The following is a 22,255-nucleotide window of genomic DNA, read 5'->3' on the forward strand; positions in this document are numbered from 1 at the left end:
CACAAGGTTTAGTGTCATTGAGAGATATTTGGAGCAATATTCATTACGGGAGATGAACCGCCCATTGCGGACCCGCATGATGGGTGGTGTGGGGGCTGGAGGTTAGAGACCTCCGGCTACCCGATTATGTGTAAATTACTTATCAGTATCCGTTAAATCTTTGCCATTACACTCAATTAAGTCAGTAAAGTTTGTTTTACTAAAAAGTCTTTTAAGACATAAGAGTGAGAATAAAATAGCTAAAGAGAAAAACAAAACACCTATCGGTTCGAAAACTTCAAAATCCACACAAACTCCGGTTGGTTGGCAACCATTTCTAGGGAGACTTTCATAAGTTAGGAAAGTAAAAAACAAAGCTAAAATCATATAAATGACATTACGAAGCACACAACCCTCCTTTACACATAACGCCCGCATTTGCGGCTGGTTTGGAGCGCAGCGGAAGACCAGTCCGACAACATGCGTTTGTTATATTTCATTGAGAAAATCCGGAGCATTAGCTGGCTCAATGTCAAAGATATATTTGATAATTCCTGCTTTTAGGTTCTCCTCAATCCCGCTTCTGAAATCTAAGACACTTGAAATTGCAGCATCATGTTGCAGATGGCGCCTCCAATGAACCTCGTCTTCTCGACCGTGAAAAGAAAGCAACCTAGTTAAAGCCATATGCGCAAACATTCCCGATTCTTCATCAATTGTATTATGCATCACCACGTGAGAATCAGAGTGCGATTCTCTTGTAGTAAGATCCCAAGAATGGAATAGTTGTTGAGCAATCGGCGACAGATCTCTTAACTGCTCACTTTCCCCGTTAGTGAAATACACATCATCTATGACCATGTGCCAATTTTCTTGTAACCCTTCATCTGTTTCGATAGTTTCAATAAGCTTTTCTTTCTTGAAGCTAATATGGACACCCGAATTAACTTGCGGAGTGTATGAGAAGTCGCCAAGAAATTTACTCATTAGGCTATTTTGCATAGCAACATTGAAATTGAGATTGAAATTTTTATTGGCTTTTGAAAAAACTCCTAAGTCTACCAAGCTCCAAATCCCATACTTTCGCCAAGCAATTAGAACGGGAAGTCCTAATAATTGACCATAAGCCCTTAACTTAGATACGTAATCAGGCCTGAGAGACAATACATTTTTCTCACAAGACTTAACTTCAATTAAAACAGTAGTATTTCCCGCGCCACGCACGTTAAAGTTTGCCAGTAAATCCGGAACCTGAAAAGTATCTTTGGAAGTGGTTGGATACTGCTGCTGATCTAGTTTATGGACTAAATCACATTGGCCAAGCCAGCCGCAGATAATCGAAAACTCGTCTTCTAATGGAAGACCTATATTAAGTCTATGTACTCTATCAGCGATACTGGTAGCGTCAGCCGACCAACCTAGCTGCTCGAGAGATTCATGAATAAGTCTCTCTAAATCTGACGGTTTATCTTTCAAACTGGCTCCCTATGCGCATGAAATATAACGCCGTTTTAAGCGGCAAATTGCAGTTGGCTAAAATAAGTGAGGCACGAACAAAAAGCCAACTGTAATTTGTCCGACTTGAAAACCCTTGTTATGTGCCTACTGGCTACAACATACCAGATTTCTTTTACTAACAGTAATTACGAACCGTTTATTAAGTTCATTGTTTGTTAAATAACCACAAGCCCCTGTTATGAATTTACCGTTTATATTAAGTGAATAATTATAACTACCATCATGTTGTGAAAGTGAGTAGTGAATGGTATTTGCTTGCTCAAGTTCAATAGACCCAAAATTTAAATTACTTTTGGGCAAGCTAACATTTACCTTTGTTATAACGTACTCAGATTTATTTATTACAGTAACACTAGGAGTAATATAGAAATACAGATAATAAGAAGCTATTACAAGAAGCAAAATAGTAACAGTTATTTTAACAAGCAAGTTCATCAATTATCTCATGGGCACATAACGCCACCTTAAGCGGCAAAAAATTGTTTGCTAAAATGTTGAACGAAGTGAAAACAGCAAACTGTTTTTTGTCCGTTTGAAGGTCTTGTTATATGCCGTATTATGCTAAGATATCAACCTTCCCATTTAACTGTTTACCGTCAAGATCTTTAAATTTACTTAAAACACCTGATAAAAAGTCAGTATTCTCACCAATGCTTTTTTTAAAATCTATAGATTTTTCAACTTGCCCAATTAAGTCTACTTTGATTTTACCTATTTTTTCGGGATCATTATTATATTGTTCAAGTACATTTAATGGTATAAATGGCACTACATCAAGTAAAGCACTCTCCCCTGATTTAATTAATGTATTAATTTCATCAATTGATATGTTTCTCATATCAATCTTTGTAGGTTGTGAATTATTTTGGTTTATGTTTTTTTCTACAGCAATAGATTCAGTCGGCATTTTATTGCCGCTAGCTGCTGTCGTAATGGAATAGTTTTGCCCTACATTTAAAATATTCATATTAATTCCTCATGTATTAATAGATATTTGATATTAATGCAAAAGGTGCACCATGTTAGATATTATACTAATGACTATTTTAGGCATATAACAATTTTGTCTATGACATTTGTCGTTTTATAAACCGACAAATGTCCATATATTACAATGCATTTATCTTAGCCCTCAAATAAACACCTGTAAACAATTAGTAAACGTTGTCTAACTTTTTACAAGTGCAAAAATACCCCAAAATGGTAGAGATCAGTAATATTGGACAAAATACAAACAACTGTCTATATATACAGTAATTTACTTTTGGAGATTCATCCTATGAAGTCACCTTTTTTAACTATGATTTCGGAACAAATGTATTTAAAGCGCTATGCTAAAAGTACCATTAAAGCTTACTTATACTGGATAGCTGCATTTATTCGCTTTAATTCTATGCGACACCCAACAACAATGGGAGATAATGAAGTAGAGCTTTTTTTAAATCATCTAGTTAACCAACAAAATGTTGCACCTAATACGCAAACGCAAGCTTTAAATGCGTTAAGCTTTTTATTTAAGGAGGTCATTAAAAAGCCACTATCGCTATCCTTAGATTTTATCAAGAGCAAACGAGCAACTAAACTCCCCGTCGTTTTAACACAGCAAGAAATAAACCTTTTTTTTAAAGTGTGCTCTGCAAAACATTATTTACCTTGTGGGCTTCTCTATGGCAGTGGAATGCGGCTAATGGAAGTACTGCGTTTGCGTGTGCAGGATATTGATTTTGACTATAACTGCATCCGTATTTGGGATGGAAAAGGAGGAAAAAACCGTGTTGTAACGCTTGCAACTGAGCTCATACCGCAAATACGGACACAAATTCAATTAGTAGAGAGTTATTTACAGTTAGACCTAAATAACCCGCTATTTTGTGGCGTGTTTATGCCACATTTATTACGTAAAAAATATCCAAATCATAACAAACAACTGGGCTGGCAGTATTTATTTTCATCCTATAAACTCAGCATTGATCCCCAAAGTAAGCAATTGAGAAGACATCATATAGATGAAAAACAATTACAGCGCGCGGTTAAAAAAGCAGCTTGTGATGCACAAATTAATAAACACGTTACTCCGCATACCTTACGCCATTCTTTTGCAACACATTTACTACAAAGTGGTGCTGATATTAGAACGGTTCAAGCGCAACTAGGCCATAGTGATGTGCGAACAACTCAGATATATACGCATGTTTTACAACAAGGTGCAAATGGCGTGATTAGTCCATTCTCTAGATTATAAAACAGGTAAAAAGGACAGCCGTATATTTTTGTCAAATAAATTTAACGTGTTAAAGCACATTATATGAATGTGCTAGCAATAGTTTACGAAAAACTACCTTTTTTCGTCTTCTATTTTAAGTAATAGCTTTTTAATGTCGTTTTTAGCGCCTAAGATATGTTTTTTCAAAAAGTCACAGGCTTTTTTGGTCTCTTTTGCGCGACAGTGATTTAATAATATACGGTGCTCTTCGGGCGCAGTGGTTAAACCACCAGCCAGTAAAATGTGCATGCGTACATAGCGTTCTGAGTTTTTACTATACATATCAACTAGCTCACGAGTTTGTGGGCGTTGGGCGCGGCTGTATAGTTTGCCATGAAAACGGCTATTTAAGTCGCCTGTTGCTAGGTGAGTATCACCTGCATCCATGGCGCTTTCAAGTTCAGTTAAGATAAGCTCAGCATCTATTAAGTCTTGATCTGTTAACCCCTCAATTGAGTGACTTAACAGCTCGGCTTCAAGTAATGCCCTTAAATCAAAGATTTCATCAATTTGTGATGCTGAAAGCTCTGTGGCCGTGGCTCCTTTGTGCGCTTCAAAATTAACAAGACCTTCAGCTTCAAGCTGAAGTAGTGCCTCACGCACAGGTATGCGACTTACATTAAGCTCAGCAGCGAGTGCGGCTTGACGCAGCGGATCACCAGCTTTGATCTCACCGGTTAATATTTTTTCACGAATTGCTTCTGCGACTAGTTGGGTGCGGGTTTTGTGTTCGATAGCCATGGTGATCCTTTTATACCAATCGTGTTAAGTTACTGACCATTTATAACGACAGGTATTATATTGCATTTAAAATACATTATACTTAAGTTCACTCATATGCCAAGTTAGAATCTGCTTAAGCCTCCTATGGGTAAGGGTAAGCGGGAAAGTGCAATTTTACAATCCCGCCTATAAAAATTATGCTTGGTAGCAAATTGGCCGCATAAATCGCAACATTGCATTTGCACCCACAGAAGTGCTGCGCACATCCGTTGAGCTTGGGAATGGCCCACCGTGATTCATTGAACCACATACTTCTACACCTGTTGGCATCTGGTTTTTAATCAAGCGGCCTACTTTGTATTGCAGTGCTTCAATAACACTATCAGCTTTATTTAAATCAGCCTCAGTACCATGAATACTGGCAGTAAGCTGCCCTTGGAGTTTATTTATCAATGTCATGAGCTGCTGTTCACTGTCGTAGCGCACAACCAATGCCGCAGGGCCAAACACTTCTTCATGCAAAGCTGGGGTTGTTAAATAATCATCGGCATTACACGCGAACACATGCGCATTAGCATGAAACGCATGCTCAAGCTTACCTTTGCCCAACACGCTTACTTGAGCAAATTGGCTGCGTTCTTCGACTTGTTGTTTAAACGTTTTAACAATCCCGGGGGTTAGCAAGGTGTCTGATGGTGCATCATTGATACACGCAGAAATGTGTGCTTCAAGTTCATCACACCCCGTTGGCACTAACCAAAGCCCAGGGCTGGTACAAAATTGTCCGTTGCCCATCAGCATTGACTGGCAAAGTGACTGTGCGATTTCTTTGCTATGTTCAATCGCTTTATTGGGTAAAATAACTTGGGGATTAATACTACCAAGCTCGCCATAAAATGGGATCGGCTCTTCACGCTTGGCAATCGTTGCTTGTAGTTTACTTGCCACATTAAATGAGCCGGTAAAACCAACCGCTTTAATTGCCGGCGCAGCAACTAATTGATGCGACATGTCGTACGCTTTACTTTGCACCATAGCAAACACGCCTAGCGGCATCGCACATTCTTTAATAGCTGCAAGCGCTGCACGTGCCATTAATTCACCCGTGCCAGGGTGCGCTGTGTGATTTTTTACAATCACTGGGCAACCTGCAGCAAGCGCTGCGGCAGTATCGCCACCTAGTGTAGAAAAAGCATAAGGGAAGTTAGATGCGCCAAATACAGCCACCGGACCTAGTGGTAAATAGTTAAGCTCAGTGTGTGGCTTTGGCAAAGGCGCTCTTGTGGCATCAGCTTCATCCACTACTTTTAAACCTAAAGGTGAGTCTGGATTTTCACGTAATGCACTAGCAAACGCTTTAAGTTGATTTACGGTGCGCATGCGCTCACCCTGTAAGCGCGCAAGCGGTAGGTTAGTTTCTTGCTGTGTTTGCTTAAGTAGCTCATCGCCAAGTGCTAATATTTGCTCTGCAATGCACGTTAAAAAATCTGCACGTTGCACAAAGCTGGTTTTACGGTACTCATAAAACGCCGATTGTGCGGCCTCTATTGCACCGTTTAATTCAACCGTACTTAGATTAAAAAAGCGCGTTGGTAGTGGTTCATTGCGTACAGGGGAAAATGCTTGAAATTCACCATTCGCTGAATGACCGAGCCATTGCCCTGCTACTAAACTTTGTCCTGATAATGTCATGCTTTGCTCCTCATTAAATTACTTGAAACCCAAATGCATATGGGTCATCGTCATCCACAGTGATCGCGCTTGTGCCCGTCACTCTAGACCAGCCTTGTATGCTTGGTAATATGGCTGGTATACCTGCTATTTCTGTTACGTGTTCAATACAACCAATAAACTGGCTGCCAATATAGCTCTCGTGAATAAAACTCTGCCCTTGAGCCAATTGCCCTTTGGTAAATAACTGTGCCATTCGGGCACTAGTACCTGTTCCACATGGCGAACGGTCAATGGCTTTGTCGCCATAAAAAACAGCATTGGCTGCATCTGAATTGGTATTTTTAGGTGTGCCTGTCCATAAAACATGACTAGCACCTTGAACGGTTGGATCAAGCGGGTGAACGCATTTAATTTTCGCGTTTATCGCATCTCGTACCTGCGGGCTATACTTTAAAATTTGCCCTGCGGTTAAGTGTTCGATGCCTTTATAATTACCCTGCGGTTCAACAATAATGTAGAAGTTACCTCCATAGGCAATGTCTACTTTAAGCTCGCCCAGCTCAGGTATATCAATAACTATCGATTCGTGCGCTAAATAGGCTGGAACATTATAAATTTTTACCCACTGCACTTTGCCATCAGTCATTTCGTAGTTAATCTGTACACGTCCGGCTGGCGTGTCTAGCAGCAAAGTACCCGGCACTTTTGCATGTAATAAGCCATGCTCCAAAGCAAAAGTAACAATGCCCATTGTGCCGTGCCCACACATAGGTAAGCACCCTGATGTTTCCACGAATAAAATAGCTGCATCGCCATCTTCTGTGGTGGGTGGATATAAAAAACCGCCCGACATCATATCGTGACCACGAGGCTCAAACATGAGCGCTTGGCGTATCCAATCGTGATTTTGCAAAAAGTCTTGGCGCTTCTCACTCATGCTCAACCCGCTCAATTGCGGATGACCACTGGTTATGAGCCTAACTGGGTTACCACAGGTATGGCCATCAATACAAAAAAAGGTCCCTTTGAGCATAACTTAGTCCCATTTAAATTTTGTTAAACCAAAACGGCTTGCCGTCGCTTCATTATAAAGCGAGGTGACAGCTATTGTGTCCTCTGCCGAAGCCCGTTCAATAATGCCGTGAACGCCTTCATTATTAAGTTCATCATTCACTGTTGATGCAAAATTAATGGCGTTATTTGCATTGAACAGAGTCGTTATCACTGGGGAGACTCCATGCCAATTTACTGTCATTTTTATTACCTGATTGATGTTTAGACTTGATATAATAGGTATATTGTATACAATAATCAATATCCCAATGTGACATTTTACTAATTCATAGGTTGCATGGATTTAACACAAAAAAAGAAAGTTCAGCTAAGGCACTGTAAGTTAATAACTAATAATCAAATTAAATGCTGTTACAGCTTCGGTTATTAACCATACACAAAACAACAAAGCCCGTTTATTACAGGCTAATAACGCAAATAGTATTAAGTGGAGTAACACATTTTGGCAGAGCAAAATAAACAACAAATAGCTGTGGTTGGTGCTGGAATTATTGGCATTTGTTGTGCACTTAACCTACAACGAGCTGGCTTTGACGTCACTTTATATGACGAAAATGGATTAGCCCAAGGCTGTTCAAAAGGTAATGCGGGGCATTTTGCTACCGAACAAATTTTTCCACTAGCACATCCGTCATTATTGAAAAAGTTACCGGGTATGCTATTCAATCCATTGGGTCCGTTAAGGATAGATTGGCGTTATATTATTCAAGCGTTGCCATGGTTTTGGTTATTCACTAAGAACATGAGACATAAACCATTCAGAGCCAATACGTTAGCGCTCAAAGCACTTAATAAAAGAGCGATTACTGCATACGAAAACTTACTGAACGAGTTTAACTTAGCAAGCTTACTCACTAAAAAAGGCAGCTTACTAACATTTGAAGCAACGCCACTTAGCCAAATTAATGCGATGTATAGTAGCTTTTTAGATCAAGGTATCGCTGTTGAATTACTCAACGCTGAAGAGGTAAAAATATTAGAGCCCAATTTATCTGACACAATAAAACATGCTTTATTATTTAAAGATGTAGCCCACAGCGTAGATCCACATCTTTTTTGTTTAAATTTAGCGGATAAATTTAGTACTTTAGGTGGCAAATTTTGTCAGCAAAAAATAACATCTATTAAGCAAACCCAGAGCACGTATGCCCTTAGTAATGATGAACAAACATTCACTGCAGATAAGGTTGTTATTGCGGCGGGAGCATGGAGTAAATCTCTCGTTGAGCCTTTTGGTTATAAAGTTCCACTTGATACTGAACGTGGCTATCATTGTATGTTGGCGAGCAACTATGGCTTATCAAGGCCCGTGGCATCTGCAGAGCGTAGCTTTATCATGACTCCGATGAGCCAAGGCTTACGTGTTGCCGGCACTGTTGAGTTCGCAGGGACAGAACGTAAGATGAATAATAAGCGTGCACTTGCATTGTTACCTAATGCTAAAGCGATGCTTAAGAACTCAGCTATATCATTACAGCCAAGCAGCGTTTGGATGGGTTGTCGACCATCGCTACCAGATTCATTGCCAGTCATAGGTGAAGCGCCCTACCACCCCAATTTATTTTTTGCCTTTGGCCATCAGCACCTAGGATTAACACAAGGCGCTATTACCTCAGAACTGATCACTGCTGTATGTTTAAGGCGCCGTGCAGAGATTGATCTTAAACCTTATTGTATTAGTCGATTTTCAACTCAAGCTGCTTGCAGTTCACAGTTACCACTAGCACAATAGCCCCACTAACGAGGAGAGCACTATGACAACCAAAGGTATTGGTATTCAAACCAAAGAACAAGCACTTGCCAGTTTAACTAATATGACTGACGATTTAACCCCAATTCAACCACAAGAGCACCTAGAACGAATTAAAAAAGCTCAACAATACATGCAAGCCAATGGTATTGATGCCATATATTTAAATGCAGGCACAAACCTTACCTATTTCACGGGAATGCGTTGGTATGCAAGTGAGCGTCTGGTGGGAGCCATTTTACCAGCAAAGGGAAATATTCAGTATATCGCTCCTTACTTTGAGATTGGTTCATTAAACGGCTTTAAAGTAATTGATGGGCCGATTCGTGGTTGGCAAGAGCATGAAAGTCCATATACATTATTTGTTAATATATTATCTGAAATGGGTATTGCTGCGAATGGCACAGTTGGCATTGACGAAAGCGCACAGTTCTTTATTTTTGATGGTATTAATAAAGCCCAAAATGGCTTAACGTTAGTGAATGCACAGCCTGTTACTGCACATTGTCGTATGCATAAATCTACCAATGAACTTGCATTAATGCAACGTGCTATGGATATGACGCTGGCGGTACATAAAGCAACTGCCAGTATGCTACATGAAGGCATTAGTACCACTGAAGTAGAAGCGTTTATAAAGCAAGCCCACCAAAAAGTAGGCGCACCAGGCAATTACTTTTGCATTGTATTATTTGGTGTTGCAACTTCTTTCCCCCATGGTGTAAAAGACGCGCAAATATTGAAAAAAGGCGATATGGTATTAATTGACACTGGCTGTAAAGTGCATGATTACTTATCAGATATCACCCGCACCTACGTATATGGTGAAGCAAGCGATCATCAGCGCCAATTTTGGAATTATGAAAAAGCGGCACAAATCGCTGCATTTAATGAAGCCAAAATTGGTCAAACATGTGAAGCTGTCGATGCCGGCGCTCGTAATTATTTAGCAGCGCAAGGCCTTGGTCCTGAATACCAAACACCTGGCTGCCCACACCGTACCGGCCACGGCATTGGTTTAGACATTCACGAATGGCCTTATTTAGTGGGTGGCGATAAAACTCCTCTAGCCACTGGAATGTGTTTTAGTAACGAACCAATGCTCGTTGTACCCGATGAATTTGGCGTACGATTAGAAGATCATTTTTATATGACTGATCATGGCCCTAAGTGGTTTACCGAACCCGCACACAGTATTGAAAATCCATTCGGCTTAGTGGATTAAATCTAGTTCGCTGAAACTAATTAATGGATCCCATCTAAAGTTGCACGGGCTGCCCGTACTGTGCAACTTTTATTCTAACCGTACTCGCCCCTTGAATTAGCCTCTTTTAGCCATCATATATGCCTTACATTTGTAAAAATAGGCTCACTTATGAAAAAGCTAAAGATTGATATTGTTTCAGACGTAATGTGTCCATGGTGCATTATTGGATATAAAAATCTGGAAACTGCACTTGCCCAACTAAGTGACGAATTCTCAGCTGATATCAGCTGGAAACCATTTGAATTAAACCCCGATATGCCTGTTGAAGGCCAAGATTTAAACGAGCATTTGCAACAAAAATATGGCCTGAGCGAAGAGCAAGGTGACGAGAACCGTCAACGTATTTTAGAAATGGGCGAAAAAGCAGGTTTTACCTTTAATTTTGACGGTAAACGCATCATGATCAACAGTTTTGATCTACACCGTTTATTAACTTGGGCTCAAACTGAAGGTAAACAAACCGAGCTTAAACTCGCTTTATTTAAAGCACACTTTACCGATTTAATATTTCTAAACGACCAAGACAATCTACTTGATGTCGTACAAGGCGTGGGGCTTGATAGGGCTCGTGCAAAAGAAATCTTAGATTCAGGCGAGTATTTCCAAGAGGTACGCAACGAGCAAAATGCCTTACATCAAATGGGCATAACCTCAGTGCCAACCTTTATTATTAATGATCAATATGCCCTAACGGGTGGTCAACCAAGCGACGCATTTGTACAAGCATTTAAGCAAATTGCAGAGCAAGAAGCGCAACAACAGCAGCAATAAAATTAAAAGCCACGTCCGCAATCCCAAGCGTGGCTGCTTTTTAAAACCGTTATATTACTCACACTAAAAAACCACCTGAGCTAGGTGGTTTTTAGATTGAAATCAAATCTGTACGTTTGTCATGCTAACTTTACTCTCGCTAGCTTTACTATCGCTAACTTTACTCCTACGTTCTATAAAGTACCTTTACAACATGCCAGCCAAATTTAGTTTTAACTAAATGTGGCTCGAGTATTTCACCATTAAATGCGATTTTATCAAACTGAGGTACCATTTGGCCGCGTTTAAACTCTCCTAAATCTCCCCCTTTTTTACCTGATGGGCAAGTAGAATGCTTTTTAGCGAGCACTTGAAATTTAGCGCCTTTTTTTAACTGTTTGATGATGTCTTCAGCAAGCTCTTTGTGCTTAACTAAAATATGTAACGCATGTGCGGTGCTGGCCATAATGGATCTCGACTAAATTAAACTAAGTCAATTTTATCATTTATTTATAAATAATGCTGTTCATATCTACTTTCAGGAATACGGCAGTAATCATACTTACCAAATAGGCGATAACGGTTTATCGCAATCCGGTCATACATCCAATCGCGTAGGCGTTTGGGTATTAAACGTATGATTTTAATTGCTCGCCAAGGCCAACCAAGTTGGCTAATAACCTCAAGCACAGCATCACTTTGTGAAAAATATTTATCTTGTTCAATGTAAAGCATGCTCTTCACATTATCTGTGGGGTAATTAAAGTAGTTAAGTATTGCTTGGCCTTTATCTGATTGCACAGAGCACAATTTAAAGTGCACATTTTTATCATGTTTAATAATAAAGTTACTCCATGCATTACATAACTTACATTGCCCATCAAACACGATGAGATGTTTATTTTTAATTAGTTGCGAAACATTAACCCCTGACATAACCACTCACTTTTTAAACTCAACGTACTCTATTGGCACCAATGCCCTTGTTTTTGGGCAATCAATAATAAGTGTGCTGCACTCCACGAAAAGTTAGGCGCCCCTTGTTGCTCACCTGTAAGCGGATTATAATTTTCACGAATTGGCGCAGATGACAATAAGCCATCTGCATTAGTTAGTAGCTTCTCACTTAACTGCTGCGCTTTTTCACAATACCCATAATAACTCATACCAACTAGGCCGAAATAAGCTTGATCTAACCATACTCGTCCCCGCCAATATATATCATCACCAAATGCGGGGTTAGTAAGCGCAGCGCTGCCCAATGGGACTTTTGTGTTGAATTGGCGCTCATCTAGCATAGCGTCAACAACTTGCTTTGCTTGATCTACACTGGCCACTTTATTAAATAAAGGTGACCACCCTTCAGGTCCTTTGCCACGCTTAACTAACGGTTTACCCGCACAGCCATTATCAAGGACCTCATCAGCTATATTTATATCGTAGTAGTAACCACTTTCTTCATCAAACATGCACGTGTTGATATAATCTCTGAGCTTAGTAGCTTGCTTTAAAAAGTAACTTGCTTGGCGAGGGTAGTTAAGCTGCTTAGCAATTTTACTCAAATAGCGGTTATCTGCTGCCATGTAAGAAGCTTGATCGACTGACTCTTGTAACAATGAATACCCAACCAGAGTGCCAGTATTATCACGATTTTCAGCAAAGCCAACCTGCCAATCGCTTGCCTTACCACCGCGTTGAATATATTGTTCAAGCTGATCTGTATTAATAAACCCAAATACAGCCGCATCATCTCTGCCAGACTCCCAAGATGCAGCCGTTTGTGCAGGTACTTGGAGTTTACTGGCTTGCTGATTTTTCAATATTGCCTGATATTTCTCTAAACCACTTTTAGTTTGCCAGCCTGTTGCTGTTTTAACTTTAAAAAGTAAATCACCTTGGGCCGTATTATGTGCTTTATCAACGGTCGCTCCATATTCAGGCACCCCGTTTTTATTGTGATCACGATTAGTTAACCACCAATGACGATAAGCCACTAATTTGGGGTAAATCATTTCTAACCACTGACTGTCGTTGGTATGCTCAAACACCTGCCATACAGCCCAAGCAGCAAGGCTAGGCTTTGTATTACGCTCATTCCAATTCGTGCCGTCTCCGCCTCTTTCAGGACTCTTATTATAAGCAACTAAGTCAGGAATAAACCCTGCGTCCCAGGGCCTTAGCGGGTCATCTGCTGTGATTTGGTGTTCAAACACTGCGTTTAAATTTTGTTTTGCAAGTCCTGGGTTAAATGTTGCTAGCGCATAGGCGTGTTTATAACTATCCCACGGCCAAGTTTGATTACCTGAAAACCACCGACCTGTAACAGCAGGGCTGACCGTGTCAAACCCAACCGCACCAGCTTTACTCCGCCAGTTTCCAATAAGTGTTTCGACGCTTTTAACCGCTAATTTTTTGTATTTTGGAGCTTTATCCGTGATTGTTTGCGTTGCATGAGCAATATAGTTTTGCCATCGCTTTTTACTCTGATTTAAATAGTGTTCAGGGTCTTTTAAAATAGCTCTAATCACAGCTTGCTCACGGTTCACTTCCGCCTCATTTAACATATAAGAATATGTAGTATAAAAGGTTCTATTGGTTGTGATATAAGCTTGGCTAGCATAACCAGTTGTATGCAAACGTGACTCTACAGGCAAAGTTTTATGTAACTGGAGCTGTGAACTACCCGATGTTAGCAGGCTACCAAACGCGCGTACTTTTCCAAAGCGTAACGTTAAACTTGTGTCTGTTGCTTGCCATTGAGGGTTTAATTGAGGGTAAACAACCAAAGGTGAACGTGCATCCTGTGCTTTAGCATCAATGGCACGTAAATGGGGAACCAGCTTGCCTTCAAAATAGAGCGTTAAAGGCTGTGTTGTTGTGATCTTGGTCTTCACAAGTGAGCTGCGGTTAGACACAAAACGAAGCGTTAGCGTAATACTCACACCTTCGCCACTGAGCTCTTGCACTAATGCCCCAGGTAAACTATATGCATTCATCGTTAATTTTACCTTATTAGCACGATGAATATTATCGCCTTTATAAACACTAAGTTTTTCAAAATAGGGGGCTATAAAATTTAAGTATTCTTCTGTAATAATGGCAGGCCCTGTAAAGCTACCTATATTTTCTGCAGATGGCAGCATATGCCCATGCCAAGCACCTAAATCAAACAAGGGGCTAAAACGTTGATGGCCACCTTGCTCGAAGTCCTGCATGTAATAGGGACTTGCGACTCTATCAACTAGGTTTTTAAAACTAAGATCGTCGTTTGTTATCGCTTGTACACTCGTCATATATACAATGATGAATAAAATAAATATACACTTAAGTATCACTAGCAACTCCCTTATTGTTTCTTGCCAAAAGATAAAAACAAAGACCGGTAGTCAGTGCAATCATGACAAAGAGAAGCCACATCAGCCCAGGCTGTTGTAATGTTTTAACTAAATAACCATAACTCCATCCTGATAAAAAGCCAGCAAATAAAAAGCCTAATGCCATAGAAACAAAATAATAACCCATAAACATTGCCGCGTTCCCTTTTGGAGCAATACTTGCCACGTACTCTTGGCTTTTAGGTGAGGTCAGCATTTCACCAAAGGCAATGAGCAGGATCACCGTGACCATCACTAAACCACCTAATGTGGTTTCTAAGAAACCGACACTAATTAATAACAGTAGTAAAAATGCGCTTGCAGTAATTACTAAGCCACTAATTAATACTGATATAACCTTAAATTTTTGACATCGAACACTTACAATTATTTGCAACAGAACAATCGCTGCGAAGTCTAAATTTATAAGGTACTCTGGATTTATTTGCCGATAAGCAAGCCATTGCTGCGCTAGAAACTGGCTTTGCTCGATTGAAAAGTTTGTCATACTCGCTTGCTTTATAAATAAATCGATCTGTTCAAGCGGCACGTTCACTTTTAGATGGACCAATTCTAAACGAATTTGTTCCAAATCAACGGTTGATAAAGGTACTGTATAAGACAACGTTGCTAGGCTATGCAATTTATTACTCAATGCATGACTGTCTACATAAGCAAAAAAATCCACGAATGACTGACCAAAATAACTCAAAAAAACAACGAGATCTTGCGTGTCCGTGTAATCACGAATAAATAGTGGCAAAGTGTAAAACAGTTGATTGTAAACCGTCCAGAACCCAGTAAGCACTGCTAGATACAGTGCAAAACTACGGTTGCTGACTTGCACTGGCTGCAAGTACCACGGTTTTTTTGCGTAAGAGCATATGCTTTTATCCCATAACCAGTTAATCCCAAGCCAACATCCGATTAATGAAAATGCCTCAGGATAACTTAACCAGCTCACGCCACCAGCCATTAAAATAATGATGCTCGCAAACAATAACAGCGCAAATCGACTATTACCCAGTACATGTTGAGCTTGCTTTAGGACATGCCCAAGCCCAGTGTCATGCTGTGACTCCTTTTGTGTATCACGATAAAAAACAAGCGGTATAAAGTTAATTAAAATCCACCCTGCTGACATAATAAATACAGCATCCCAACTAATAGCCCGAAGATAACCCGCAACAAGAGGACCAATAAAACCCCCCAAATTCACCATGGTATAAAAAATACCAAAGCCTAATCCTCTGTTAGCGTCATTCGTATTTTGGCTGATTGTTCCAACCACTACAGGTTTAAAACATGATGCGCCAAAGGCCACCAACATTAAAATCATAAAAAATGAATTAAAATCGGTAACTTGACCTAAAAAGTAATAGCTTGGTGCCATTAGTATAAAGGAACAAATAAACATTCTTTTATAACCGTATCTATCAGCCAAAGCCCCGGTGAACACAGGTAACAAGTATAAAAAAAAAGGAATGATCCCTTGCACCGCGCCACGCTGCGCATCACTAAACCCGACTCCCCCCTGCTCTACTGGCGTAGTCATGTAAACCGATGACACAGCAAAAAAGCCGTACCAAGCTAAACGTTCAAATATTTCCATGACGTTGGCTATATAAAACGCTAAGCCAAAACCAAGCCTGCCCGGCTTATTATAAGTATCTGTATGTGACTGACATGATGATTTTAATGGTTGATTATTATTCATAGTTTACTTTTTAAATTAAACGCTTTATCTTATATTGCATACAATATACAAACAAAACAACCATAATGATAAAAAACATCTTTCTTGTTCTACTCGTAATTTTCTTAGTGGCATGTCAACCGCAACCAAAAGAGGCTGCAACTGACAGTAATGATCCGTTAATTGCAGAAACCTTAAAAGCTGACATCACAGTGCAAGGTTATACCAGCACGCTCAACCATATGGATATTGAGTTTTTAGGAAAAACCATTCCTTACACATATAGCGATGGCAAAATAGGTAATAGCCGTGGCTATAATTGGTGGATAAGCAAACACTTTGCGCTAAAAAGTGATCTTCCATCAGAAAAAGTAAAATTGTACTTAGAATTACTAGAAATGGCTTACCCACACTATGTGGCGCTATTTGGCATGGAGCCACCGAATATTGAGCGCCAACGAATCGCTGTTGTATATGGCAGTAGCCGCGCAAGAGTAAAAGAAGCCATGCTTGATGATGGTTTTTTACGTGGGGTGCATAAAACCGCCGGTGGCGAAACCATGTTTTATAACCGAGCAGGTTACAATTTTCCTAGCCACCGAGAGCATCATCAGCGGTATATCGTGATCCACGAAACTATGCATGCATTTCATATGGCATTAAACGGCCATTCAACCTGGGCACCCAATTGGATCACCGAAGGCTTGGCTGATTCTGTTGCTCATCATGTTTACGACCCAACGCGAAAACAATTAACCGTGATGGTATTTGATCGCGCGCCAATGAATTATATCGAAACAGGATTAAAACAATATTACAGCGCAAACAAACCCACTATTGAACAAATTAACGATGATCCTGCACTTAAACGCGGTCTTAATTTTTTTATTGTTCACTACCTTTTAAGTTCACCTGAACGCGCGCAGTTTTTTGCTTATTTTGTACAGCAACTTAGACTAGCCAACCCTCATAGTGAAGCCACCCTCTCAACCGCAAATTCGTTACTTAAACAAACCTTTAAAGATTGGCAAGCAATAGAAAAAGGCTTTGCCGAATTTGTACAAAATATTCAACCAAGCTTTCATATAGTATCTGGCCCATGGGAACAAGATGGTGCGGCGTATTGGCTACGTAATACTGACTCAAATAGCTTATCTCGCTTAGATATTAATCCAACAAAAACACCAACGCATCCAGTGATGGACTTCCCTGCACCAACACCGAGTGAACTAATAAATACCTTAGATGAAAACCAAGTCGGGGTATTAATAAACTTTATACCTTCACAGATACACCGAAGTGAAGTAGGTATTGCTTTACAAGCAAAGCGCAGCAATCACAACCAACAATACCGAGCACGCTTTATTGGTAAAGAAAAAATAAACGATGATCAATTACTTAAGTTTCTAATAGTCGATGGCGAACACCTGCACATTAGTGCACAAAACATCGATGATTTTACCTCATTACAGGTTGGTTTAACCCCTGAGATTAGAGCGGCCTTAATTGAAAACAGCTCTCTCGGTATCAAGCTATCTTTAGAAGCCACGCAACTAAAAATAACTTTAACTGCGCAAAAAAATAGCCTAATCGAGCAACAAGTAACGCTGTCAACAGCTAACAGGTTAATGGCAGCATTGAGCCCACGAAAAATAAGCTTACTAAGCAAAAATAATAACCACTTAATCACCCCTTATTTATATAACTCTAAATTACCTGACAATAAGTCATCAACAAACGCAGGCATAACTAACCCATGGTTATTTAAAAACTATAATTTACTAAGCCGCCTATTCAAAACATGCCAGCAACATGTATTGCAGCTTGCAGGTTGTGAGTCTGAACTGAGCAACCTGATGCAAAAAATACCGAAACAGAGTCAACATAAAATGATCACTACTGAGCTTAACTTGATTTTTAACGATTACATAAAGCGTTTAGGCAATGCAGGTTTCCAAGCTCTCTCTGGTATTGATGCAAATATTTATCTCAACAACGAAGCACCGTTTTTAAGAATCGATAACCCCACTAGCTTCGCGCTAAAGATTGCAGCTGATGTGCAATTTTATGATAAAAAAGAAAATGTCATCGCTACTCAGCAAATTAATAAAGTCATTCAACCTGGCATTCATAACCTTGATTTAAAACACGTACCAGACGCAAAAAAACTTGTGATTGCACAAAAACTGCAATGGCAGTCTTTAAACTATAAATCGACCTTAAGTGAATCTACAACACCTTTTAATGGGGTAGACATGCAATATGAATATAGTAAAAGCAACAAAGAAATCGCAGTGCTTGATATAACGCTTACAGGTCCGTATTCAGGAAAAACACAAGGTAAACTCACACTTTCGGCAACTTCTGATTCACAACCTTTAGCGATTAAAACACTGCAACAAACAGTAAAGATAGCGCCATATGAGAGCAAAACCTATCACTTTGAATTACCTATAAGCACAGAGCTGACACGCTTAGCCATGACTGCACAATTAGATGTGGATGGTGAAGCAATAAGAATAGTCAAATACGTCGATTTAACACAGTAATAATAAACGCTTCAAGTTGTTTACAAGCAACTTGAAGCGTACATAAACTTCGATGATGTACCAAATTAAATGTATAACTTTGTAACTTTCGTACAAAATACCACCAACCTTGTAACAATCTGAATGATAAATAGCTTACTGTGTTGTACCTACCTTTTTTAAGCTATTTAAAAACATAGAAAAAATAGGATTTTAAGTGTAAATTTAGGTATATTGATTTTGACCATTATTACGGATATGATAATGGCTATCATTTACAATTACCATTTCGGATCCTCAGTATGAATTCATTATTTAAATCAGCAACAACGTTAGGTGTAAGCCTTCTTTTAGTGTCAACTTTTGTGGCACAACCTGTATTTGCTAATGGCCCAATTGGCGAGCACGTAAACCATCTCCAAGCGAATATTAAAGATTATTCTGAAGAAGTTGAATGGATGATCGGTAAAGTCGACACTATGGTTAGCGATTACGAAAGCAAAGGCGCAAAAGCCGTTAACAGTGATGATTTAATTGAATACTGGGAATCAGTTAAGTTCCACAGCGCAATTGAAACAAACTACGTACCTGTTTATGCATCTATCTGGCAAGGTATTTATGGTGTAAAAATGGCCATTGATAACAATAAACCAGCTAGCGAAGCCCGTAAACAGCAAGCTGCGATGGATTCTGCATTGTGGCAAGGCCTTGGTGCTGTTAAACTTGCGGCACAATTTCAGCAAAAAGGGTTGTTAGACAACATTACTACAACCGCGACTGAAGGCATGACACAAAGTGCCACCATTGATGAAATTAAACATAAACTTGATCGCGTTGTAGCTAAATATGCTGAACGTTTAAGCGATGAAGCTACGAGCATTGTTCACGATACATACCTACACTTGTTTGAAGGTGTTGAAGGAACATTAATCGCCAAAGACGCGAAACTCGTTGAAGTGCTAGAAAAAGATTTTAACGTGACATTGCCAAAAGCAATTTCAGATAACAAAAGTGTAAACCAAGTACGCGACGTTATCATTGACATGCAAACAAAATTAGACCGCGCTAAAGTATTGCTTGAAGAAGCGGAAAAAGCACGTAAGGATGTATTTTAAGTGAAGCGTAGGACCTTTATACAAGGCCTAGCTGCGTTAGGGGCGATTGGTTCTTTACCATTGCCTCTTTCTCACGCACTAGCTGCCAGCATAGCAAACCCTGTATCCGTTGATGATTTACCAAAGCTAAAAGGTCAATTGACCTTGTATTTAGGCCGTGGTGAGGGCGGTTTATATGAAAATGTGCTACAGGCAATTGAAAATAAGAATCCTGACTTCAAATTAAACATTCGCCGCGGCCCTACAGCCGCTTTAGCTAATACTATTGTAGCTGAAGCTAAAGCTGGGGTTCGTAGAGCTGATTTATTTTGGGCTGTTGATTCGGGTGCGATTGGCTTGGTGTCCGATGCAGGTTTAGCGCAACCACTACCCAGTGATTTGTCAGCGCAATTGCAACCACAATTTCGTTATAAAGATTGGGCACCTGTAACGGGGCGCATCCGTACGCTGCCTTATAACACAGCACGTTTAACTAAAGAGCAAATTCCAACCAGTATTATGGAAATTACAGATAGCGACCTAAGTATTGGCTGGGCACCAGCCTATGCATCGTTTCAGTCTTTTGTTACCGCAATGCGTATACTCGAAGGCGATGATAAAACAGCTAAATGGCTGAAAAAAGTCAAAAAACGCTCAAAAACCTACGCCGGTGAATTAGGTGTAGTAATGGCTGTTGAACGCGGTGAAGTAGACATTGGTTTCGCTAATCATTACTACACATTACGCTTAAAATCAGGCAAGCCTGATGCGAAGCTTGATCTTGCTTTTACAGAGCAAGATGCCGGTTGCTTAGTCAATGCTTCAGGCATTTTGGCTTTAAACGAAGACCCACTGGCAACTAACTTTATGCGTTACCTTTTAAGTAGTGAAGTACAAGGTTACTTAGCCCGTGAAGCGTATGAAATCCCGCTCGTTAATGGCGTTGACCAACCAAAAGGGCTTCCTTCTTTAGCCAGTGTTTCTCCTCCTAAAATTGACCTTACTCAGTTAGCTGATTTACGGCCAACCATAGATTTGATGCGTAATAGCGGCGTATTGTAATGCGACTACCGGCTTCTTACCCAATGGCGCTGCTTGCAGCGCTCATTACACTGGCTCCTATTTTTATTTTAATTACGCTGGCAACTGACGCCAGCTCTTTTTTTGATAGCCATAACTTAAAAATTTTAGGTAACACCCTTTCTTTGATGGTGTTGACCGTGATTGGCTCTATTTTAATTGGCGTGCCATTAGCGTTTATTAGCGCCTACGTACATCTACCTTTTAAAAAGTTTTGGCTGGTCTTTTTTGCCGCCCCTTTAGCTATTCCAAGCTATATCGGCGCATTCACACTGTACGCTGCTTTTGGCTCTGGCGGCGAAATACATAACCTTTTGGGGATTGAACTTCCCGCAATGGATGGCTTAAGTGGCGCAGCCATTGTTATGACACTTTATACTTTCCCATTTGTCATGATGACCACTCGCTCTTCTTTGCTTAGCCTTGATGCCAGTATGGTCAATGCTGCACGTACGTTGGGTATGTCGATGACGCAAAGTGTGTTTAAAGTTATTTTACCCCGTGTTATCAATGGTATTGCAGCTGGCTCTTTACTTGTCGCGCTTTATACCTTGTCTGACTTTGGTACTCCCGCCATGATGCGCCTTGATACATTTACACGGGTTATTTACGTTGAATATAATGCCTTTGCACTGAGCCGCGCAGCCATGTTGTCACTGCAACTATTGGTAATCGTTGGGTTTTTACTGTTAATAGAATCACAAATTAAAACAGCCAGCGAGCGCCATGGAAGAGCATTAACCTTATTCCCTAATAAATGGCAACTTGGCGCTATGTTTGCCACTTTTGCCCCCGTGTTACTGTTGGCAATTGGCTTACCTTTAGCAATATTTTCTCTGTGGCTCGCCCGTGATGGGTATAGTTCATTTGATTTTAGTATTGCGTGGAACTCAGCGTATGCATCAGCCATCGCTGCTGTAGTGGCTGTGATTGTTGCCATTCCCGTTGCTCATGCGGCGCTTAGTGGTAAAGCGGGCCGCGTGATGGAGCGTGTGACTTATTTTGGCTTTGGTATTCCCGGAATAGTAATGGGTACCGCGTTGGTGTATGGCGGCCTGCAACTACCGTTTTTATATCAAACACTGGGGCTTTTAATTATTGCCTATATGCTGCGTTTTCTGCCATTGGCAGTAGGCTCTGTGCGTACTAGCACTGAACACCTCGACCCAAGTTTGGTTAAATCTGCCCGAGTACTTGGTGCAAGTCCACGCGAAGCGTTTACACGTATCACGTTACCGCTGACTATGCGTGGTATTATTGCCGGTGCTGCATTGGTATTTTTAGAATCAATGCGCGAATTAGAGGCCACCCTGCTGCTTGGACCAACAGGGTTTGAAACCCTATCAACTTATTTGTGGCGTGTTTACGAAGCTGGCTATTTTGGTCGAGCTGCGATACCCGGTCTATTATTAGTGGTGATTTCTGCATGCGGGTTAGCTATTATGATGTCTGGCGAAAAACGTAACCAACTCGAACACTGAGGAT

Annotated in this window: 19 protein-coding genes; 8 read left to right on the forward strand and 11 right to left on the reverse strand. The window is 40.3% G+C overall.

Translation table 11 applies throughout. The features are described 5' to 3' along the window. Positions 1 to 135: 135 nt before the first annotated feature. The 3 genes from QMA12_RS17910 to QMA12_RS17920 all read right to left on the reverse strand — a co-directional run bounded on the left by QMA12_RS17910 (position 136) and on the right by QMA12_RS17920 (position 2,464). Positions 136 to 387 carry a hypothetical protein gene (locus QMA12_RS17910; protein ID WP_290210974.1) on the reverse strand — a complete coding sequence of 84 codons (252 nt, stop codon included), beginning with the start codon at positions 385 to 387 and terminating at the stop codon, positions 136 to 138. Between the two features lie 81 nt (positions 388 to 468). After that, on the reverse strand, positions 469 to 1,455 hold the full coding sequence (locus QMA12_RS17915) for a hypothetical protein (protein ID WP_290210975.1): 987 nt from the start codon (positions 1,453 to 1,455) through the stop codon (positions 469 to 471). A 598-nt stretch (positions 1,456 to 2,053) separates the two neighbouring features. Next, the gene (locus QMA12_RS17920) at positions 2,054 to 2,464 is read right to left on the reverse strand and encodes a hypothetical protein (protein ID WP_007991288.1); all 411 of its coding nucleotides are present in this window, start codon (positions 2,462 to 2,464) and stop codon (positions 2,054 to 2,056) included. A 312-nt stretch (positions 2,465 to 2,776) separates the two neighbouring features. Here QMA12_RS17920 and QMA12_RS17925 point away from each other — a divergent pair, with 312 nt between their 5' ends. Beyond that, positions 2,777 to 3,739, forward strand: a complete 963-nt coding sequence (locus QMA12_RS17925) for an integron integrase (RefSeq protein ID WP_290210976.1) — start codon at positions 2,777 to 2,779, stop codon at positions 3,737 to 3,739. 93 nt (positions 3,740 to 3,832) lie between these two features. Here the strand turns inward: QMA12_RS17925 and QMA12_RS17930 are convergent, their stop codons facing one another. The 4 genes from QMA12_RS17930 to QMA12_RS17945 all read right to left on the reverse strand — a co-directional run bounded on the left by QMA12_RS17930 (position 3,833) and on the right by QMA12_RS17945 (position 7,412). After that, positions 3,833 to 4,501 carry a GntR family transcriptional regulator gene (locus QMA12_RS17930; protein WP_087533216.1) on the reverse strand — a complete coding sequence of 223 codons (669 nt, stop codon included), beginning with the start codon at positions 4,499 to 4,501 and terminating at the stop codon, positions 3,833 to 3,835. 177 nt (positions 4,502 to 4,678) lie between these two features. Continuing rightward, the gene (locus tag QMA12_RS17935) at positions 4,679 to 6,175 is read right to left on the reverse strand and encodes an aldehyde dehydrogenase (NADP(+)) (RefSeq protein WP_290210977.1); all 1,497 of its coding nucleotides are present in this window, start codon (positions 6,173 to 6,175) and stop codon (positions 4,679 to 4,681) included. A 13-nt stretch (positions 6,176 to 6,188) separates the two neighbouring features. Beyond that, positions 6,189 to 7,190, reverse strand: coding sequence for a 4-hydroxyproline epimerase (locus QMA12_RS17940; protein ID WP_290210978.1), 1,002 nt, complete (start codon positions 7,188 to 7,190; stop codon positions 6,189 to 6,191). Positions 7,191 to 7,193: 3 nt separating this feature from the next. After that, positions 7,194 to 7,412 carry a hypothetical protein gene (locus tag QMA12_RS17945; protein ID WP_087533213.1) on the reverse strand — a complete coding sequence of 73 codons (219 nt, stop codon included), beginning with the start codon at positions 7,410 to 7,412 and terminating at the stop codon, positions 7,194 to 7,196. A 261-nt stretch (positions 7,413 to 7,673) separates the two neighbouring features. On the opposite strand from QMA12_RS17945, the gene QMA12_RS17950 reads away from it, so the two are divergent. From QMA12_RS17950 to QMA12_RS17960, 3 genes are all read left to right on the forward strand, one after another. Next, on the forward strand, positions 7,674 to 8,963 hold the full coding sequence (locus tag QMA12_RS17950) for an FAD-dependent oxidoreductase (RefSeq protein WP_087533212.1): 1,290 nt from the start codon (positions 7,674 to 7,676) through the stop codon (positions 8,961 to 8,963). A gap of 22 nt (positions 8,964 to 8,985) precedes the next feature. Next, positions 8,986 to 10,206, forward strand: a complete 1,221-nt coding sequence (locus QMA12_RS17955) for a Xaa-Pro peptidase family protein (RefSeq protein WP_290210979.1) — start codon at positions 8,986 to 8,988, stop codon at positions 10,204 to 10,206. 150 nt (positions 10,207 to 10,356) lie between these two features. Beyond that, entirely contained in the window at positions 10,357 to 11,019 is a 663-nt protein-coding gene (locus tag QMA12_RS17960; RefSeq protein WP_290210980.1) for a DsbA family oxidoreductase, read from the forward strand. A 166-nt stretch (positions 11,020 to 11,185) separates the two neighbouring features. Here QMA12_RS17960 and ppiC read toward each other — a convergent pair whose 3' ends face one another. From ppiC to QMA12_RS17980, 4 genes are read right to left on the reverse strand one after another with little or no spacing between them, the layout of a single operon-like run. Then, the gene (gene ppiC / locus QMA12_RS17965; protein ID WP_087533209.1) at positions 11,186 to 11,464 is read right to left on the reverse strand and encodes a peptidylprolyl isomerase PpiC; all 279 of its coding nucleotides are present in this window, start codon (positions 11,462 to 11,464) and stop codon (positions 11,186 to 11,188) included. A gap of 44 nt (positions 11,465 to 11,508) precedes the next feature. Further along, positions 11,509 to 11,934, reverse strand: coding sequence for a DCC1-like thiol-disulfide oxidoreductase family protein (locus QMA12_RS17970; RefSeq protein WP_087533208.1), 426 nt, complete (start codon positions 11,932 to 11,934; stop codon positions 11,509 to 11,511). 29 nt (positions 11,935 to 11,963) lie between these two features. Beyond that, positions 11,964 to 14,333, reverse strand: coding sequence for an alpha-glucosidase (ygjK, locus tag QMA12_RS17975; RefSeq protein WP_290210981.1), 2,370 nt, complete (start codon positions 14,331 to 14,333; stop codon positions 11,964 to 11,966). Next, complete coding sequence (locus QMA12_RS17980; RefSeq protein ID WP_290210982.1) at positions 14,323 to 16,089, reverse strand: MFS transporter; 1,767 nt, start codon at positions 16,087 to 16,089, stop codon at positions 14,323 to 14,325. Before QMA12_RS17980 ends, ygjK begins: the two co-directional genes overlap by 11 nt. A gap of 65 nt (positions 16,090 to 16,154) precedes the next feature. On the opposite strand from QMA12_RS17980, the gene QMA12_RS17985 reads away from it, so the two are divergent. The 4 genes from QMA12_RS17985 to QMA12_RS18000 all read left to right on the forward strand — a co-directional run bounded on the left by QMA12_RS17985 (position 16,155) and on the right by QMA12_RS18000 (position 22,251). Next, entirely contained in the window at positions 16,155 to 18,617 is a 2,463-nt protein-coding gene (locus tag QMA12_RS17985) for a hypothetical protein (RefSeq protein ID WP_290210983.1), read from the forward strand. Positions 18,618 to 18,898: 281 nt separating this feature from the next. Next, entirely contained in the window at positions 18,899 to 19,711 is an 813-nt protein-coding gene (locus QMA12_RS17990; protein WP_087533205.1) for a hypothetical protein, read from the forward strand. Then, positions 19,712 to 20,752 carry an extracellular solute-binding protein gene (locus tag QMA12_RS17995; RefSeq protein WP_290210984.1) on the forward strand — a complete coding sequence of 347 codons (1,041 nt, stop codon included), beginning with the start codon at positions 19,712 to 19,714 and terminating at the stop codon, positions 20,750 to 20,752. Continuing rightward, positions 20,752 to 22,251 (forward strand): iron ABC transporter permease, encoded by a 1,500-nt coding sequence (locus QMA12_RS18000; protein WP_087533203.1) that lies wholly within the window; start codon positions 20,752 to 20,754, stop codon positions 22,249 to 22,251. Before QMA12_RS17995 ends, QMA12_RS18000 begins: the two co-directional genes overlap by 1 nt. Positions 22,252 to 22,255: the final 4 nt, after the last annotated feature.

The organism is Pseudoalteromonas sp. APC 3893 (assembly GCF_030408095.1).
Taxonomy (GTDB): domain Bacteria; phylum Pseudomonadota; class Gammaproteobacteria; order Enterobacterales; family Alteromonadaceae; genus Pseudoalteromonas.

What these genes read in the sequence shown, in the direction of transcription:
- QMA12_RS17920 (WP_007991288.1), bottom strand. Translation starts at nt 2,464, where the DNA reads ATGAATATTTTAAATGTAGGGCAAAACTATTCCATTACGACAGCAGCT.
- QMA12_RS17925 (WP_290210976.1), top strand. Translation starts at nt 2,777, where the DNA reads ATGAAGTCACCTTTTTTAACTATGATTTCGGAACAAATGTATTTAAAG.
- QMA12_RS17930 (WP_087533216.1), bottom strand. Translation starts at nt 4,501, where the DNA reads ATGGCTATCGAACACAAAACCCGCACCCAACTAGTCGCAGAAGCAATT.
- QMA12_RS17935 (WP_290210977.1), bottom strand. Translation starts at nt 6,175, where the DNA reads ATGACATTATCAGGACAAAGTTTAGTAGCAGGGCAATGGCTCGGTCAT.
- QMA12_RS17940 (WP_290210978.1), bottom strand. Translation starts at nt 7,190, where the DNA reads ATGCTCAAAGGGACCTTTTTTTGTATTGATGGCCATACCTGTGGTAAC.
- QMA12_RS17945 (WP_087533213.1), bottom strand. Translation starts at nt 7,412, where the DNA reads ATGACAGTAAATTGGCATGGAGTCTCCCCAGTGATAACGACTCTGTTC.
- QMA12_RS17955 (WP_290210979.1), top strand. Translation starts at nt 8,986, where the DNA reads ATGACAACCAAAGGTATTGGTATTCAAACCAAAGAACAAGCACTTGCC.
- QMA12_RS17960 (WP_290210980.1), top strand. Translation starts at nt 10,357, where the DNA reads ATGAAAAAGCTAAAGATTGATATTGTTTCAGACGTAATGTGTCCATGG.
- ppiC (WP_087533209.1), bottom strand. Translation starts at nt 11,464, where the DNA reads ATGGCCAGCACCGCACATGCGTTACATATTTTAGTTAAGCACAAAGAG.
- QMA12_RS17970 (WP_087533208.1), bottom strand. Translation starts at nt 11,934, where the DNA reads ATGTCAGGGGTTAATGTTTCGCAACTAATTAAAAATAAACATCTCATC.
- QMA12_RS17980 (WP_290210982.1), bottom strand. Translation starts at nt 16,089, where the DNA reads ATGAATAATAATCAACCATTAAAATCATCATGTCAGTCACATACAGAT.
- QMA12_RS17985 (WP_290210983.1), top strand. Translation starts at nt 16,155, where the DNA reads ATGATAAAAAACATCTTTCTTGTTCTACTCGTAATTTTCTTAGTGGCA.
- QMA12_RS17990 (WP_087533205.1), top strand. Translation starts at nt 18,899, where the DNA reads ATGAATTCATTATTTAAATCAGCAACAACGTTAGGTGTAAGCCTTCTT.
- QMA12_RS18000 (WP_087533203.1), top strand. Translation starts at nt 20,752, where the DNA reads ATGCGACTACCGGCTTCTTACCCAATGGCGCTGCTTGCAGCGCTCATT.